The organism is Paenibacillus sp. SER-28, assembly GCF_052906305.1.
Genome location: NZ_JBRECM010000010.1, coordinates 1 through 16,467 on the forward strand (window position 1 = coordinate 1; position 16,467 = coordinate 16,467).

General features: G+C 47.4%; 14 protein-coding genes and 1 pseudogene. 3 read left to right on the forward strand and 12 right to left on the reverse strand.

Annotated features, from left to right (window positions below; all coding sequences use genetic code 11):
- Positions 1-427: 427 nt before the first annotated feature.
- From ACUYLD_RS19865 to ACUYLD_RS19915, 11 genes are all read right to left on the reverse strand, one after another.
- Entirely contained in the window at positions 428-2,038 is a 1,611-nt protein-coding gene (locus tag ACUYLD_RS19865) for an FAD-dependent oxidoreductase (RefSeq protein ID WP_446675807.1), read from the reverse strand.
- 25 nt (positions 2,039-2,063) lie between these two features.
- The gene (locus ACUYLD_RS19870; RefSeq protein ID WP_446675808.1) at positions 2,064-3,002 is read right to left on the reverse strand and encodes an ROK family protein; all 939 of its coding nucleotides are present in this window, start codon (positions 3,000-3,002) and stop codon (positions 2,064-2,066) included.
- Positions 3,003-3,154: 152 nt separating this feature from the next.
- Positions 3,155-3,994, reverse strand: coding sequence for a MurR/RpiR family transcriptional regulator (locus tag ACUYLD_RS19875; RefSeq protein WP_061832131.1), 840 nt, complete (start codon positions 3,992-3,994; stop codon positions 3,155-3,157).
- A complete protein-coding gene (locus ACUYLD_RS19880) occupies positions 3,972-4,691 on the reverse strand; it encodes an N-acetylmannosamine-6-phosphate 2-epimerase (protein WP_061832130.1) in 720 nt (239 codons plus the stop codon). Before ACUYLD_RS19880 ends, ACUYLD_RS19875 begins: the two co-directional genes overlap by 23 nt.
- 5 nt (positions 4,692-4,696) lie before the next feature.
- Positions 4,697-6,235: a DUF4127 family protein gene (locus tag ACUYLD_RS19885; protein WP_446675809.1), complete on the reverse strand. Its 1,539-nt coding sequence runs from the start codon at positions 6,233-6,235 to the stop codon at positions 4,697-4,699.
- A 100-nt stretch (positions 6,236-6,335) separates the two neighbouring features.
- A complete protein-coding gene (locus ACUYLD_RS19890) occupies positions 6,336-8,162 on the reverse strand; it encodes a beta-N-acetylglucosaminidase domain-containing protein (RefSeq protein ID WP_446675810.1) in 1,827 nt (608 codons plus the stop codon).
- A 50-nt stretch (positions 8,163-8,212) separates the two neighbouring features.
- Positions 8,213-9,103, reverse strand: coding sequence for a carbohydrate ABC transporter permease (locus tag ACUYLD_RS19895; RefSeq protein WP_446675889.1), 891 nt, complete (start codon positions 9,101-9,103; stop codon positions 8,213-8,215).
- Positions 9,103-9,984, reverse strand: coding sequence for a carbohydrate ABC transporter permease (locus tag ACUYLD_RS19900; RefSeq protein WP_061830675.1), 882 nt, complete (start codon positions 9,982-9,984; stop codon positions 9,103-9,105). The genes ACUYLD_RS19895 and ACUYLD_RS19900 overlap by 1 nt, the downstream gene beginning before the upstream one ends.
- Positions 9,985-10,047: 63 nt before the next feature.
- The gene (locus ACUYLD_RS19905) at positions 10,048-11,322 is read right to left on the reverse strand and encodes an ABC transporter substrate-binding protein (protein ID WP_446675811.1); all 1,275 of its coding nucleotides are present in this window, start codon (positions 11,320-11,322) and stop codon (positions 10,048-10,050) included.
- 183 nt (positions 11,323-11,505) lie between these two features.
- The gene (locus ACUYLD_RS19910; RefSeq protein ID WP_013308403.1) at positions 11,506-12,072 is read right to left on the reverse strand and encodes a DUF420 domain-containing protein; all 567 of its coding nucleotides are present in this window, start codon (positions 12,070-12,072) and stop codon (positions 11,506-11,508) included.
- Positions 12,073-12,362: 290 nt separating this feature from the next.
- Complete coding sequence (locus ACUYLD_RS19915) at positions 12,363-12,638, reverse strand: GNAT family N-acetyltransferase (protein ID WP_069290891.1); 276 nt, start codon at positions 12,636-12,638, stop codon at positions 12,363-12,365.
- Between the two features lie 200 nt (positions 12,639-12,838).
- Between ACUYLD_RS19915 and ACUYLD_RS19920 the strand changes: the two genes are divergently transcribed.
- The 3 genes and pseudogenes from ACUYLD_RS19920 to ACUYLD_RS19930 all read left to right on the forward strand — a co-directional run bounded on the left by ACUYLD_RS19920 (position 12,839) and on the right by ACUYLD_RS19930 (position 15,367).
- Complete coding sequence (locus tag ACUYLD_RS19920; protein ID WP_446675812.1) at positions 12,839-13,804, forward strand: ATP-dependent DNA ligase; 966 nt, start codon at positions 12,839-12,841, stop codon at positions 13,802-13,804.
- 111 nt (positions 13,805-13,915) lie between these two features.
- On the forward strand, positions 13,916-14,458 hold the full coding sequence (locus tag ACUYLD_RS19925) for a MarR family winged helix-turn-helix transcriptional regulator (protein ID WP_061830683.1): 543 nt from the start codon (positions 13,916-13,918) through the stop codon (positions 14,456-14,458).
- Positions 14,443-15,367 (forward strand): annotated as a pseudogene (locus ACUYLD_RS19930) (alpha/beta hydrolase). Before ACUYLD_RS19925 ends, ACUYLD_RS19930 begins: the two are co-directional and overlap by 16 nt.
- A gap of 62 nt (positions 15,368-15,429) precedes the next feature.
- Here the strand turns inward: ACUYLD_RS19930 and ACUYLD_RS19935 are convergent.
- Complete coding sequence (locus ACUYLD_RS19935) at positions 15,430-16,362, reverse strand: manganese-dependent inorganic pyrophosphatase (protein ID WP_446675890.1); 933 nt, start codon at positions 16,360-16,362, stop codon at positions 15,430-15,432.
- Between the last annotated feature and the right edge of the window lie 105 nt (positions 16,363-16,467).

The window sequence follows — 16,467 nt, forward strand, 5'->3', positions numbered from 1 at the left end:
CGTTCGTCCTGAGCCAGGATCAAACTCTCCATTAAAGACCAACCGAAGCTGGTTTATAGAAAGAGCGATAAGCTCATTTTGAAACTGACGAGATAAAATATCTCTTGTTTGATTTTGCAAGCAAAATCATTTTACTCACTCGTTGTTCAGTTTTCAAAGATCAAACATTTCTCTTTCGCCGCGTTTTTCAGCAGCTATAAGATCATACCATGTTCGTTTCAAAAATGCAAGGGTTATTTTTTTCTTTTTTTGAAGATCATTTCACCCAAGCTTTTCGCTTTTGAAACTGCTGTTTTGTTGTCAGCTCAAATAATATATCATAAACCCCAGCAACTTAGCAAGCACTTTTTTTGTTTTTTTATTTTAGAATAAATCCACTCATCTTTCAGCTCATTTAAAATCAGTCGAGGGGCTAGTTGCCCCTTCATTAGCTGATGACTTCCTCTGGCTCAAATACCTCTGCAGGCCAGTGCAATTCGACACCTTGGCGAAGAAGAACATTTTGAAAACATCCAAGATGCTCTGCTGATCGGCTCACTTCAATGGGATATACTTCGTTGGAGACACAGTAAGCCGCTAGGCTTCCCGCTGATTCTCCTATATTCCATTCTGTAGGATGCAATCGATAGCAGCCATTGGCTATTTGGGTCATCCCTATATTTTTGCAGGCAGGAAGTAAATTGCGCACCCTCACCGGAATAAGTGAGCCCAATGGAATTTCATAGGGATAGTTAGGGATGTAGAATGTTCGCTGAGATACCGTAGTTGGATGAAGATCCAAATGATAGCTACCTACACCTACACTGTCTATATATCGCTTAGGACCCTCTTCTCCCCGAAGCTCACGACTTACATCAAACTCAGATATCATATAATTGGCCTGAATTCGGCGTGACTCGCGAATATAAGCCGTTTTAGCCAGACCGTCAGAAGTGCCGAGAATATCACCCCGTGGTCGAATTCCCGGATAGCCGAACCCTCCATCTAATCGGGGCGCTTCGGTTTGAAGCCAATATATTAATGAACGAGTCAACTCACGCGCTCCTTCTCGATGTTTTGCCTGCTCTTGAGCGGTAACACCGATCAATGGCCCTAGGTAATAATCATTTTGCGCCCAGTTTAAAAGAGTTACCTCACCATCATTTAGCGGTTTGCTCCATATCGAGGGATCTACAATACGACGATAATCCCATAAGGATACAATGCCCTGATCGTTAGGAAACAATGTGAACTGTTTTAGTTTACTGGTATCATCCGCGTCAGTAGCAAACCAGCTCAAAATCGGAAAACGGGAAAAGGACGGAATATAATTTCTCCAGAAATCATATTGTTGCGGCCGCTCTATAATGAAACTTTCCTGGGGAATATAGTCTACGGCTGCCACATGTGTGATAGATTGCATATCAAAAGGGTTAGCACACTCCAGTGCATGAGGTTCACCTGTAGCAGCCCGCGACTCCGCTCCACTCGTATGCTCCACGCCCGCCATCGGAAGGAGATCACCACACTCTGTCGCATCCAGATAAAACGTTCCGTGCAGCACTCTAAATCCACACTTATGATCAGCGCTATTCGAGGTACGGACAGTTACAGAAGTAATACAGTCCCCATCCGTCTGAACGGCAATAGGCACGGTGTGATAGTATACATGAACGCGCCCCGTATTCAAATAAGGAGCGAGCATATCTTCAAGCACCCGCAGAGCTACCCGTGGTTCATGGGCCAGACGGCTTACCCAACCGTTCCCAGGATTGAGAATGGGATTATTTCGAGCTTCTTCGGTTAACGGATAGTTCTGACGGTAATAGTCACGTACACGATTACGGAACTCACGGTATGTTGCTGTGCAACCAAACTGTTCGATCCATCGATGCTCATCTGGAGGAACCGCCTGTGAAGTTAACTGCCCCCCTAACCAGTCCGTCTCCTCTGTCACGATGACTCTCATGCCAGCCTTCGCCGCCGCAAGAGCTGCCGATGTCCCCCCCAGACCTCCGCCAATCACAACAATGTCGGTATCAAGCCGTTTTTGCGTCATGGTTCGTTCCCCTTTCATTCTTGTACTAGGACTCGGTCATTTCGAAGGCAAGCCGTGCAGCGCCGATGATTCCAGCGCGATTGCCCAACAATGCCCGACTTACTTCCGTTTGAACTCCAAATTGGTGCAGATGCTTTTCCAGCATAGGCCACCAGACCTCTCCCGTGTCCGCTACTCCTCCGCCTACAATGATCCCCTCAGGATCAAGAGTCACCGAGATGTTAGCTAGAAGTACAGCTAAATCTGCGGTGTAATCATCCAGCACCTGGATTGCCTCCTGGTTACCGTGAACGGCCTCTTTCACAATCTCGTTTCCCGAGCGGTACAATTTACCGACGTGTTCCCTACCTCGACGTAACAGGGCGCTCCCCGATACATATTGCTCGGCGCACCCTTTTTTTCCGCAATTACAGGGGTGTCCTCCGGGGTATAGAATACTGTGCCCCCAATCACCGCCGCTCCAATAAGCCCCTCTGCACAAGAGGCCATTTTCCATATATGCACCTCCGACACCTGTTCCCAACGTGAGCATCACCAAGCGTCGCTTGCCTTTCCCCGCTCCCTGCCACGCTTCTCCAAGTAAAGCGGCGTTCGCATCATTATCAGCAACCGCTCGTAAAGCCAGTTTTTCTTTAGCCCACGTTACTAAGGATGTACCTTGCCAGCCAGGTAGGTTATCTGTGGCATACACAACTACGCCGCTCTCCACATTTACTCTGCCAGCAGTAGCAATACCTAGAGCGCCTATATCTATATATGCACCGATGCTGGTATCCCCAAAAGAACGCAACAGTCCGAGCACAGATTCTGACACCTGCGACAACACCCATTCACGTCCACGGGAAGCGTCCGTATCCAGCCGGATTTCATCAAGCACCGATCCGTCCCGTGCCACTATGGCGGCCTTCACCGATGTGCCCCCAATGTCGATTCCAATGACTCTGTTCACAGCAGCTACCACCACACCAACCTCCTTGTTGCCCTACATAAAAGCTTACTAGCTCTTTGTACAAACCTTCTATTAATAGCAATACTTGAAATAACCATTCATAAGCGTCACAAACACAAGTCATTGAACTGTCGGAGCACAAGTTTTCAATTCACAACTGAAAAATCTCAATAGCTTCGTTCAATAACGGCCCTCGCTGTTTTTTCCTTCATCTGTTTGGTGTGATTCGTATGCTTGCGAGCAAGCCCTTCGCAGATGAGGTCAATCACGAATAGTTGTGAGATTTTAGCGCCGATGGAACCACCTTCTATTGGAGCTTCCTTGCCTGCGGTCAGCAACACGATATCCGCAATGGAGGTAATGGGTGATTTGGCATAATTCGTAATTGCGATAACAGTTGCACCGTTTTGCTTGGCTTTATGCAGCATATCGTTCGTATCCAGCGTACTTCCTGATACACTAATGCCGATAGCCACATCACCCGGGTTCATGGACACCGCCATCATCGACTGAATATGTCCGTCTGCCACAGCCTCGGCGCGACGCCCGATCCGTAAGAAACGGTTTTTAGCATCCTGCGCAGAAATTCCCGAAGCGCCTACACCGAAAAATTGAACATAGCCCGCTTGATCGAGACACGCAATCGCACGGCCAAGCTCTGAATGGTCCAGCAGTCCCATACTGGAGTGCAAAATATCGAGCATGTTGTGATACACCGTACGCGTAATATCTTGTTCGTCATCTGGGTCGATGTTCTCCTCGCCCATATCGGTTTTACGATAAGTCTGGTTTTGTGCCAGGGACAGTCGGAAATCCTGATAACCCTTGAAACCAATCTTCCGGCAAAAGCGCATGACGGTCGTTTCGCCTGTACCTGCAAAATCCGCAAGCTCTGTCACGGAAAAATATATGATGTCTGCGGGATGCTCCAGTACGCACAAGGCGACTTTCTGCTCCGATTTCGTTAATGAAGGATAATACGTGTTAATTCGGTCGTTCATCTCCATAGATGCATTTCACTGCCTTCCTTGCGGCATCGGCAAACCGCTGCGTAATCAATTGGGGTCTGGTAATCGCCGAGCCTACGACCACTGCATGTGCTCCCATTCGGAATGCTTCCTCAACCTGCGCCGGATCATAGATTTTGCCCTCTGCAATTAAAGGAACGGGAACCAGTTCTGACGCTCTCCGAACCAGCTCCAGATCAGGACCCTCAATCCGAGTAGAGTACGGTGTATACCCGGATAACGTGGTGGATACGCAGTCTGCGCCAAGAGAGGCCGCATGAAGCGCCTCCTCCAGTGTCGAAATGTCTGCCATGGAAGTAACTCCCTGCTCATGGGCATAATCTATGAGCCTCTTCAGCTTGCATCCCGCTGGGCGCGGTCGTAATGTGGCATCCAGCGCAATGATATCCGCGCCTGCCTCCACCAGTTCCTCCATTTCACGAAGGGTAGGCGTAATGTAAATATCAGAATCATCATAATCCCGCTTAATCAAGCCAATGACTGGTAGAGAAATCGCCTGTTTAATCGCACGTACATCCGATGCGCCATTGGCGCGAATCGCTACAGCTCCACCCTGCTGTGCGGCAAGCGCCATTTTGACCATAGAATCTGCTCCATGTAACGGTTCGCCTGGCAGCGCCTGACAGGATACGATCAGTCCGTGCTGAACTTTGGATAACACACCTTCCATTCCCATAGGAATCACCCTCTCTTCTCGGCATGATGCCGTACGGTTAATCCGACTTCAAAGGTGCGGTTCCACGGCATGTAGCAATCTGTAATTTCCACGTGGCCTTCCGGCCCGTTCACATATTCATTGAGCGCCTGCTCAAGCCGTCCGCGAATAACCGCAGCTACCGAGCCTCTCGGTCCATCGAGCATAAACTTGGTAAAACCCATCTGCTCCACAATCCCGTTATTCATAGCCGTACGTACCACAGCGCAATAACAGGCATCCTCGGCGTAGCGCAGCGACAGAAAATCCAAATGTTCCTCCGTAGGGCCATAGTGGGTATACAGCATAGACTGGGCAATGACGGTGCCCAGCGTGTTAGAACTGGTATTCCAGCCTGCATAACCTGCCAGCTTAAAAAGCAGTCCTTTTTGCTTCAATAGTCTAATTAGCTTGAGATCTGCTCCATTGGCGTAGCCCACATCAGCAATTGCAACATTTTGACCTGCATATTGCAGCATATAAGAACCGTACTCAACCAGCTCTACTACATTCCGATGTACATCATATCCGGTCATTGCACGCTGCTGGGATGAAGCTTCTGCCATGGTGTCACCGGGTGTGTTAGCCAACAAAATCAAATCAGCCTCCATTGCTGAGGAAGCTATTAGCCCACCTGCCGCCATAATCTGATATTTTAAGGTTTCGTAAAAATAGCGATCTTCAAAAAGCGGAACTACGAATGCCCCCTGCAAAGCAGACAATCGAGGATACACCAGTGGGACTACATTATTCATCTTGTTAACCCAACGAGCCAGCAACGTACAACCCACTTCATCTGCCCCCGGGTACATGTATACATTCAAATCCAGCTCAAGCTCAGAAATACGACTTCTTAGGCGCTGCTGATCCTTGGCGGTATAGCCGTAGGGAGCCGAATCATCCTGTGGGATGATCATAAAATCAATGATACCTTCTGCTACGAGATCCAGTGCAACTTCATTGGCCTCCAAATTCACATGGCGACGTCCCAGATAATCATCCAGTATTTCCATTGGCAAACGCTCGTTAATATCAACTAATTCAAGCAACTCTTCTGCGGTAGCGATCCCCAGTTCCTGACGATGCTCAATGAAGCCCTTTCTGAATATCTCACGACCCCAATCGGCATAGTAATCCGGTTCTTCATCAGCCAAAGAGTATTGCGGACAACGCATAATCAGTTGAAATGCATACAGAGTCAGTTGCGGATATAGCTGCTTTAGCTTGCGAAGCCGATTCACTCTATCTCTGACCTGCTCGCTCGACATACCGTGTAGTCGAGAAGGTACGATTCCTCCGTACAGCAACGTATCCATCGCAACAATGGCTCCATCAGCAGTCGCTGCGCGTTCTTCGAGCCATGTCCATAGTCTGGTCGTATCGCCAGGGGTTTTCTTTTGTCCCATCCATTCTAATGGGGGCCGCTCCATTTCCAAGTCTGTGCCTTGTGCCAGTAAATAAGGAAATTGATAATTACAGGGCCGCTCATCCAGCGGTATAAAAAGTAATCGGGTGTTTGACTTCACCGTACATTCCACCTCTCCTGAAAATTACCGTTATCCTAACGGCAAATGATTATTTTCAGGGCAGCTATGCTGCCTTGGTTTCTTAATCCATCGCAAACACTCACAAGATCAGCCGATATTTGCCTTGTTCATCCTGATCGACATGACCCCACTGCGCGGCAGCACGGATCGCCGGATTGCTACCCAGCCGAACCTCCGCTTCTAAGCAAGCAGTGATACCGCGTCGCAGTTCTCCTGCGATTTCGTCCGTCAGAGGCGACGGCTCTGGCCCGTCAATTTCTTCGCTCGGCGTGCTGCTCTCCCCCGACTGTGCATCGTCCTGTCGCTCGCTGCTGAGCGCAGCTTGACGCAGCACCTGCCACAGGCCCGCGTCCAGCTCGGCACGTTCCAGCCACGGTGCAGCCTGGAACACGAACCCTGCGGCTAGATCATCGGCAGGCACGTTCCGCAGGACGCTCACCGCCTGAAGCAGCCGCTCAAAGTACATATCCAGCGCAGGGATATCGCGCATTTTCAAAGCAAGGTCCACGTCCTCATACGTGTTGCCGCCTAATCGGCTGTTCCTGTTTTGACGACAGAAAAACATCAGTTCATCCGCACGCTCTCCCGCTAACTCCCGCGCAGCCCATTCCCAAGATAGCTCAGGCATATACCGTTCACTGTTCCACATGTAGTGGGACATCGTGATGAGCGTCACTTTGGAGCATTCCCACTGATTCATCGGGTTGGCCACCATACCGGTATGTCCGCAGTCCGGTAGCCCGGAATACCGTCCGCGCAGCGGATCAAGGAATAACCGATCATGGTCACAATCATTCACCGGGATGTTATCCCACAGCCACAGCTCATGCCCAAAGTATGCATGATTATCAGCGGCGTGCTCGCGACTAATCTGTGGAGCAAAAACAAAGTACCCCGTCCAGAACACCTTAATCTCCGGATGCAGCCGCTCACGGAAATCCTTTTTGTATTCAGTATCCCAATATGACCAATATTCCGAAGGACAGACCGTCAGCGTAAATTCAGGCAGTCGTTCAGCCAGCCATGCATGCACCTTGTTCGTCAAAAAGACATGAGCGTGACCCGAGCGGCCCAGCAAATGTCGATTTTCCCCTTTGAGTACATAGTCAATGTCATCCATTAATACAGAAAAATGACGTACGCCAATCGCAATCACGGCCGCCAGCTTTTCCGTCAATTTGAGGAAATCTTCATCGCTGCCAAAGCTCAGATCGTTCCCTGGGCTGATACAATAATGAAAATCAACCTCATGCCGTTCGCAAGCTTCCTTTAATTCGCGAATCTGGTCAAACGTATCCTCAGGGTACGGTTCTCTCCATAGCTCACGATGATATGGATCATCCTTCGGGGCATACATGAACGTGTTCATCCGGTGCGTAGCCATAAAACGGACGGCATCCAGCCGATCCGCGAAACTCCACGGTTTCCCATAGAAGCCTTCAATAATTCCTCGGACCGGAAAGGAAGGCTCATCCCGAATAGACATCACCGGCAGAGCACATCGCTCCTGTTCCACCTGAAGCAGGAGATGCAGGGCATCCATGCCGTATTTGAGCCCTCTTTTATTGGAAGCGTGGATTTCAATCCGCCCGTCCTTCTGAATGTCCAACCGATATCCGTCTGCAGCAAGCGTTCCGTCATATTCGAGCACCAACTGTACGCTTCCCCGTGTTTCAGTCGGTACACCCGGTCCTGGAGGTACAATGAGCTTGATCGGTCCCTCAGGGTCCAGCACACCTTCATACTCCTGATTCATTGCAAAGCGAGAGGACAGTTCACAGATCAGTCGCGGTTCGGAGATAACCAGCCTTTCCCCGCTGTCATACACATCACGAAAATAATATTGTATCTCCTGCCGTGATAGCCCTACACCTGAATGAGGCCCCATTCCTTTGGACAATTTCATCGCAATCGTCTCCTTCCCTTCACAGGCTCTTCGTAGCCGTGACTACTGGCTTATCCTTTTACCGCTCCCGCCAGACCTTCCATATAGTAGCGCTGCGTAAACAGGAACAATATAATGATCGGCAGTACCGAAATCATTGTGCCTGCAGCAATCCAGCCGAAGTTATAGGCAAATTGACCGTTGAGATACGTGAGCGCAGCTGCCAGCGGATATAGCTCCGTATCGTTCAAAATAACGATTGGCCACAGAAAGCTGTTCCAGAACGACATCGCCTCCAATAGAGAGATTACAGCCAGCGCTGGCTTGACCAGCGGAAGCACCAGCTGCCACCAAATTCGGAACTCCGAGGCGCCGTCCATTTTACCGGAATCACGCACATCGGTAGGAATATGGATAAACGTCTGTCGCATTAGAAAAATGTTGAAAACGGAGACTGCCCCAGGCAACACCACACCTAAATAGGTATTGCCTAGATGAAGCCCTTGAATGGTCAGATAATGCACAATAAATGCGGTGTAGGAAGGAATAATCATCGTGGCAATCAGCAGCGTAAACACCAGATTTTTACCCTTAAAGCGAAACACAGCCAAGGGATATCCTGTCAGACTGGCGAGCACCACATTAAGCACAACGCCCAACACCGTAATGACGACCGTATTCAGCATATACTTTGGAAAATTCATGAACTGCCACACCTGAACGTAGTTGTCGAAATCAATAAAGGTCGGAAAAATAGCGGGTGGCGTTGAAAAAATGTTGCGGCCTGGCATGAGGGATACGCTGAGCAGCCATAGGAACGGTCCCATTAAAAAGAGGGCGAGTAGCACTAGAAGCACGTAGATGACCGTCATTCTCAGTATTCGAGCAAGACTGCGCATGATGCGGCTGCTTTCCTTTTTAGGAAGAGATGAGCGTAGCATTTTGTCATCCTTTAGATTCATCAATAGGGATTGACACCGCCTTTCCTATTGAATCGGAATACGATAATACTAAGTACGGCAATCATTGCACCGACAATTAAGCCAAGCGCGGAAGCATATCCAAAATTAAACTGCTCCATGCCCTTTTGAAAAATATACAAGCTGGATGTCAACGTGGCCGTTCCCGGCCCACCCTTGGTTAGTACATATACTTCATCAAATACGCGAATAGCTGACATGAGCGATATAAGGGTACAGAACAGAACGTAGGGTCTCAGCAGCGGAAGAGTAATATGGACAATCAGACGCCATCGGCTTGCTCCGTCGACTCTAGCGGCTTCGTACAGATCTTGGGGAATATTTTGTAATCCAGCCAGATAGAGCATCATATAATACCCGAGTCCCTTCCACATTGTGATGAACATTAGTACATACAAAGCCAAGTTGCTGTCCGATAACCAGTGTATGTCTTTGCTAATCAAGCCGACCTGCATGAGCAAGTAGTTCACTATGCTGTTTTTGCCCAACAGCCAGCTCCAAATTAAGGCTACCGCTACCATCGAAGTCACAACAGGGATGTAGTAGGTCGTACGAAATATTTTAATTCCCGGGATACGGCTATTCACAAGCACAGCCATCAGGATGGAGAAAATTTGAAGAAAGGGGACAATGAGCACGTACAACAATGAGTTCCAAATCGAAATAAGAAAGTTACGGTCCTTAAACGCCGCTTCAAAATTATCCAAGCCGACAAAATGGGTGTCTGATATGACAGAGTAGTCCGTCAATGCCAGCGGAATGCTGTAAATAATAGGCCAAAATACAAAGACGGCAAGCAATAACAGTCCCGGCGTCATAAAGGCCCAGGCCGTAAAGGACTCCGACCTCAACCATTTGATCATGCTGCATCACCACCTGATTTTGATAAATGAACAGGGGAGTATTCACTTACTCCCCTGTCAAACCTATTGCTTTAAAATATCGTTCACTTCCTGCTCCAAAGCAGTAAGCGTCTGCTTCGTATCCGTGCCATTCAATACCATATTTTGTAAAGCTCGCGCGATGGCACTGTTCACATCTTTGGCATTAGGCACACCGACCATATAATCTGTCGCCTTATCCAAGCTTTGCGCGGATACTACCTTGGCTTGTGCTTCTAATGATTTGTCAGACTGAGTAAAATATGGATCTTTAATGGATTCTTTCGTGGAAGGTAGTGTATTCGCCGCTTTAGAAAAAGCTGTTTGACTCTCTGCGTTTGTCAAGAACACAGCAAATTTCACTGCTTCGTCCACATGTGCAGACTTAGCAGGTACGACCAGGTCCATGGAGTTGGAGAGCCGCACATCGGCTTTGCCGGTTGGGACAGGGACAGCAATTGTGTTCTTATAAACATCCGGCGCTGCCGTTTTGATAAAATTGATGAACGTCGGGCCTGCCAGCTCGAAAGCAACCTGCTCGCCGGCATAATATTTCACTTGTTGTGAGAATTCAGCGTCTTCCTTGAGTACAATGCCATCTTCCATCTGTTTTTTCAGATTATCAATCATAGTGACTGCTTCTGGTGTGTTGAACGCCGCTGCTGTCTTTTCTTTATTTAGGATAGGAATGCCGTCCACAGCGAAAAGCTTGGATACAAGCTGCTGAGCATAGCCTGCCTTGCCAATTTTTCTATTAATCTGACGGCCCCATTCAGACAATTCCTCCCGGGTTTTGGGCGGATGAGCAGGGTCCAATCCGGCAGCTTTGACCAGCTTTGTATTCATGTAAAGCACTTCTGTACCGGTATACCAGGGTAGCGCATAAGCTTTACCGTTAATAACTGTAGAATTATAAATACCCTCGAAATAAGCAGCCTTTTCCTCGGGCGACAAATGCTCATTCATATCAACAACAGCACCCTTGGAGCCCATTTGGCTAGCAAATTCTGTATTGAGATTGACTACATCTGGACTGCTGTTGCTAGCGATACTTGTCAACAGCTTGTTGGTCACTGCGTCATAAGGGTAATCCTTCCAGTCAATTTTGACATTGGGGTTCTTCTGCTCATAATCGGCAATCACCCGATTGAAATACGGGGTAAATGTAGGTTGTAGTGCAATGGTCCAAAATTGCAGTGTTACTTTCCCTCCGTCAACCTTTTCCGACTTTGATCCTCCACCACCGCAGCTGCTCAGCAGTACAACCAGCGCTAACATAGATACAAGCAACCGTAACCTGCCTTTCGCTTTCTTTGTCACATGGTGACCCCCTTGTTCTTAGTTGATTAAGGCAAATTATAGCAGAAATACCGCTAAAGAAGGAACGTTTTTTCAATAAAATAAATTTAGAAGGAATAATTTTTCTTTTATTGGATACAAAAAAAGACGTCTCTTCAGTAGAGACGCCATTTCCCTAAATCAACCCGCAAAGGGTTTAATCTATTAATAGTATGGGGCCATGAAAACGTATACCAGTACCCCGGTCAAGCTCACATATAGCCAAATCGGCATCGTCCAGCGTGCAATCTTACGATGTTTTGCTACCTGCATCGTCCATCCCCATACAACCGTGAACAGGGCCAGCGGTACAATAATCGCAGCCAGTATGCTATGCGAAATCAACAGCGTAAAGTAAATCGGCCGAAGGATACCCACCCCACCATATTTTGCAGTTTCCGGCGAAATGTAGTGAAAGGTCAAATAGGAAAATAAAAATAAAACGGTACTGGCGAAGGCCAGCAAAACAAAGGTTTTATGAAGCTTAATGTTCTTTTTGAAAATAGCAACCAGTGCAGCCACCAGAAAAATAAATGTGAAGCTGTTAAAAATCGCATTCAGCCTTGGGAAAATAGTGAGATCAAAACTCACACTACCCTGGTATCCGATCGGCGAAAAGAACAGCAGCAAAATAATCACGTTGGCTATTATGGAAACGGTGATAATCAAGGCTGTAAAATTACGATTGCTCGTTGGAACGTACTGCTTGTCCTCACTCGCTTTATTCATCATGAGCGTCTCCTTCGTTTAAATTCAGGTTTTCGTTACTGTTGTAGTCATAACCATAATATATTATATAGAACTCATGGACAGCCTGTGAAGTGACAACAGTATGAACAATTTCATAGCCATCTGTCAGAAAATATGATTCAACATTTGAGAATAGCCCTTTACTTCCCTATATCAACGGTAGAATGCATTGATTTTACAAGCTTTATGCACACAAAAAACACCGGGAAGGTCTGATTACCCGCTCCGGTGTTGTATCGGTTATGCAATTAAGCAGCCTTGATGGTCCATATTCATTGCTGCCATACGTCACTGTATTCCTTATGGCGCTTGAACAGAGCAAGCGCGTACGAGCAAGCAGGAATAACCTTTTTATGCTCATTCCTTGCCATATCAACCACTCGGTCGATAAGCTCCTTGCCGATTTTTTGACCCCGTAACTGCTCGGATACAAATGTATGGTCAATGACCAATGAGTGGTCATCTATGGATTTATAGCCTACTTCTGCAACTACCTGCCCATCATCCACCATGACTACTGCATGGTCCTCCTCGCGAATTTGTCTCATGAAACCAATCTCCTTTCTGACTGAAGAACATCCCGTTACAACTCCATGCTAACGAATTACGAATTACTGCAATCACTTCGTGCCGGCGCAAGATATCCTTATCATTCCCCTATTTAGGAATCAGCGAAACATCACATACATAAAATAAGATCTATCGTCGACACTATATTTATTCCAATGAAGGCAAGGGAGGTGCTGCGTTGCGTACGGAATTAAAACCTGTCATCCCGTTTGAACCGGAACTGAGCGAAAAAGTACCTGTAGATGCAACAGGCCTTTGGCGTTACGAAATAAAATGGGACGGTACGAGAATTTTGACGTATCACGACCAGGGCAGCACGCGTCTGTTCAACCGCAAACAGCACGAACGAACGCTTTTATACCCGGAGCTTGCTCTCTTCCCCTCCTACTGTAAAGCTGATTCGGTCATATTGGACGGGGAAATGATCGCACTCGGTGCCGACGGTAAGCCATCGTTCCATGAAATTATGCGAAGGGATCTGATTCGTCGAACGGATCGAATTCAGTCAGCCTATGAAGCTGTACCCGCTACTTACATGTTGTTTGATATTGTTTATCTGAACGGGGAGTGGGTTCATCTTAAACCGTTACAGGAAAGGCTTGAACTGCTGCATCAGATCATCATACCGAATGAACGGATTCAACTGGCTCCCGCTCATCCTGATGGACAAGCTCTATTTCAGGTCATGTGCAGCCAAGGAATGGAAGGCATTGTGTGTAAAAAGCTGGATAGTCCGTACACATTGGGCGGAAAAGACGGACGATGGGTCAAAGTCAAAAATTATGGCGATATCATTGCCGTTATCGGTGGCTATACCCTAAACGGAGGCCTTATCAACGCTGTGTTGCTGGGCCAATATGATAAACAAGGAATGCTGCGCTATATCGGGCATGTGGGTACGGGTAAGCTGACTCGGGAAGATTGGCGTCAGCTTACCGAGCGCCTGCTGCCACATACCATATCGGAGCGACCTTTTAGCAATAAACCGGATCGGCATCAAGACGCATTTTGGGTGCAACCCATGTATACCGCCAAGGTTCAATATAGTGAGTGGCGATGGCAAGAAGGACGTACCCTGCGCCAGCCCTCCATACAAGCCTTTGTGAATCAGGGCCTCGATCAGTGTATCGGCCCCTGGATATGACGTTTTGCAGATATATTTTTTTAAAAATGCGGAACAAAGTTTGTATAAATCATTGCAACCAGTGGTTAATTAAATTACAGTTAACTAATTAACTACATCGAGGTGGATCGCATGTTCTTTTTTTTGGACTCCGAAATTCGTCAACTGGCCTATAATCTCTTTCCAGGTGGCAATAAACCGATTGGTGTTTTGGTGGATTTATTTTCCATAACGTATGAAATACGAAAAAATATGGAAAAACGTTCACGTGAATTTGGTCTCTCCTACGGACAATATATCGCGCTTTGTGTACTTTCAGCGCAAAGAGATGAAATGTCATCTCCTTCTGCTTTGGCTGATAAGATGGGTGTAAGCCGGGCAGCAATCAGTTCTATGGTTATTTCTCTCGAACAAGAGGGATTCATTAATAAATATGACGATCCCAATGACAAGCGGGGAGTGTTCGTGTCCCTGAACGATAAAGGAAGAAGTAAAATTCAACAGATGGATCCCTTTTTCCTAGGGCTGGCTTCACGTCTGATGTCAGACTTTAGTGAGTCGGAAATCTGTCAGTTCCAAACCTATTTGTCACGCGTACGTTCTGCGTTTGAAGATGTTAAAGGTTCGCGTCTAACCGACTCCAGAGAGGAGAGAGAAAAATGGTGCGAAGACTGAGACAAAAACTGTTCGTCAAACTTGCTCGCATATCGGCTGGCAGAATGGTAGCTGCGTCCGATTTCAAACCTTCCCATTCTCCCAAAGTACATCGGAAAGAAAGAAACATCCCCACCTCTATTGGTGACTCCAGGGTGATTGTATATGAACCTTCTCACCGGTCTGCTGATCCACTCCCTGTATTCGTTAATTTCCATGGCAGCGGTTTTGTAATGGGTAGCGCCGAGATGGATGATCCTTGGTGCCCGGTCATTGCTGAACGTGCGAATTGCGTCGTCGTTAATGTTGATTATCGCTTGGCCCCAGAACATAAATTCCCTATCCCGCTACAGGAAAGCTATGAGGTGACCCAATGGTTGTACAAGCATCCTGATGTGCTTAACGTAGATCCTCAACGCATTGCGGTCGGGGGGCACAGTGCGGGTGGCAATCTAGCGGCGGCGCTGTGTCTTATGGCCCGGGAGCGCAAGGAATTTCCAATTGTATATCAGGTAACTGGATTACCCACCACTGGATATTGCTACAGATCCCAAATTGAAGCCCCAATTCGAGAAGGGGATTCCGCCACGAGTAGCAAAAATCTTTAATGAAAGTTATCTGAACTCACCAGATGAGGCGCGAAATCCGTTGGTTTCCCCCATTTTTGCAGAATCACTACATAATCTCCCTCCTGCTCTGATCATAACTGCGGAGTTGGACTCCTTGGCTGACGAAGCCGAGTTGTATGCCAAACGGCTGATTGAAGCAGATGTCCCCGTGAAATATAAAAAATACATGGGTGCCGCACATGCCTTTACTCATAGCGGCGATCTCGCTGTAGCTGAAAACGCCTGGCATCTGATGAGCGATCAGTTGAAATTGGCATTTGAATTCCGCATCGAAGATGTCCTGGCAGAACTGAACAAATAAAAATAAGCCTCCTGCTTCCACTGCCATTATGCAGTCGGGTTCAGGAGGCTTATTATTTATCATTACAAACTGTTAAAAGCGTCAGTCAATACAGGCACAATTTGCGATTTGCGCGATACAACGCCTTTTAGAACAGCCTTATTGTCGTCCAACTGAACATTATAGGCTTTCTCAACCGCTTGTGCTTGGCTTCCCAGGGCAATACCAATGGAATCACTGTTCACGATGTCTGTTACAACGAACAGGAACAGATCGAGATTTTTGGCCTCAATGGTTTGGGATAATGCAGCTTCTAGGTCAGCTTGACGTGATAGCACATCATTGACGTCTACTGCGTTCACTTGAGCAATTTCCACTTTGTGACCATTCATCTGAAATTCTTTGGCATCCAGACTTACTAACTGTTCAATGGTATGACCACTCAAATCAGCTCCCGCTTTAAGCAAGTCAAAACCGTAACGATCTGCATCTACACCAGCAATTTCAGCCAGTTCACGAGCAGCAGCTACGTCTTGATCCGTGCAGGTTGGGGATTTAAACAACAGGGAATCGGAAATAATCGCGGACAACATTAGACCTGCGATTTCTTTCGGAATCGCTATACCATTTTCCTTGTAGAGCTTGTTCAAAATGGTGGCTGTGCAACCCACCGGCTCAGCGCGGAAGTATAACGGCTGGCTTGTTTCAAAGTTAGCAATCCGGTGATGGTCGATGACTTCAGTTACACGTACCTTGTCAATATCAGCGGCGCTTTGCTGGCGTTCATTATGATCGACCAGAATGACGTTGTCCGTTTCAGCAGCAACCTGCTCAACCAGACGTGGCGCGCTCACTTTGAAATAATCCAGTGCATACTGCGTTTCCCCGTTCACCTCGCCCAGACGAACCGGCTCTACGTCCGCGCCCAGTTTGGTTTTTAAGTCTGCATAAGCAATAGCTGAGCAAATGGTATCCGTATCCGGATTTTTATGCCCGAAAATCAACGTTTTTGCCAACATAATCGACTCCTTTGCCTTAGGCATTTTACATGATTGTGAAACCTCAACAATTCCAATGCAGATTATATCATTAAATCTCGCATTCTCCCATTCCCCTTTGAT

What these genes read in the sequence shown, in the direction of transcription:
- ACUYLD_RS19915 (WP_069290891.1), bottom strand. Translation starts at nt 12,638, where the DNA reads ATGAGACAAATTCGCGAGGAGGACCATGCAGTAGTCATGGTGGATGAT.
- ACUYLD_RS19900 (WP_061830675.1), bottom strand. Translation starts at nt 9,984, where the DNA reads ATGATCAAATGGTTGAGGTCGGAGTCCTTTACGGCCTGGGCCTTTATG.
- ACUYLD_RS19865 (WP_446675807.1), bottom strand. Translation starts at nt 2,038, where the DNA reads ATGACGCAAAAACGGCTTGATACCGACATTGTTGTGATTGGCGGAGGT.
- ACUYLD_RS19875 (WP_061832131.1), bottom strand. Translation starts at nt 3,994, where the DNA reads ATGGAGATGAACGACCGAATTAACACGTATTATCCTTCATTAACGAAA.
- ACUYLD_RS19890 (WP_446675810.1), bottom strand. Translation starts at nt 8,162, where the DNA reads ATGAAATTGTCCAAAGGAATGGGGCCTCATTCAGGTGTAGGGCTATCA.
- ACUYLD_RS19910 (WP_013308403.1), bottom strand. Translation starts at nt 12,072, where the DNA reads ATGATGAATAAAGCGAGTGAGGACAAGCAGTACGTTCCAACGAGCAAT.
- ACUYLD_RS19880 (WP_061832130.1), bottom strand. Translation starts at nt 4,691, where the DNA reads ATGGGAATGGAAGGTGTGTTATCCAAAGTTCAGCACGGACTGATCGTA.
- ACUYLD_RS19895 (WP_446675889.1), bottom strand. Translation starts at nt 9,103, where the DNA reads ATGAATCTAAAGGATGACAAAATGCTACGCTCATCTCTTCCTAAAAAG.
- ACUYLD_RS19925 (WP_061830683.1), top strand. Translation starts at nt 13,916, where the DNA reads ATGTTCTTTTTTTTGGACTCCGAAATTCGTCAACTGGCCTATAATCTC.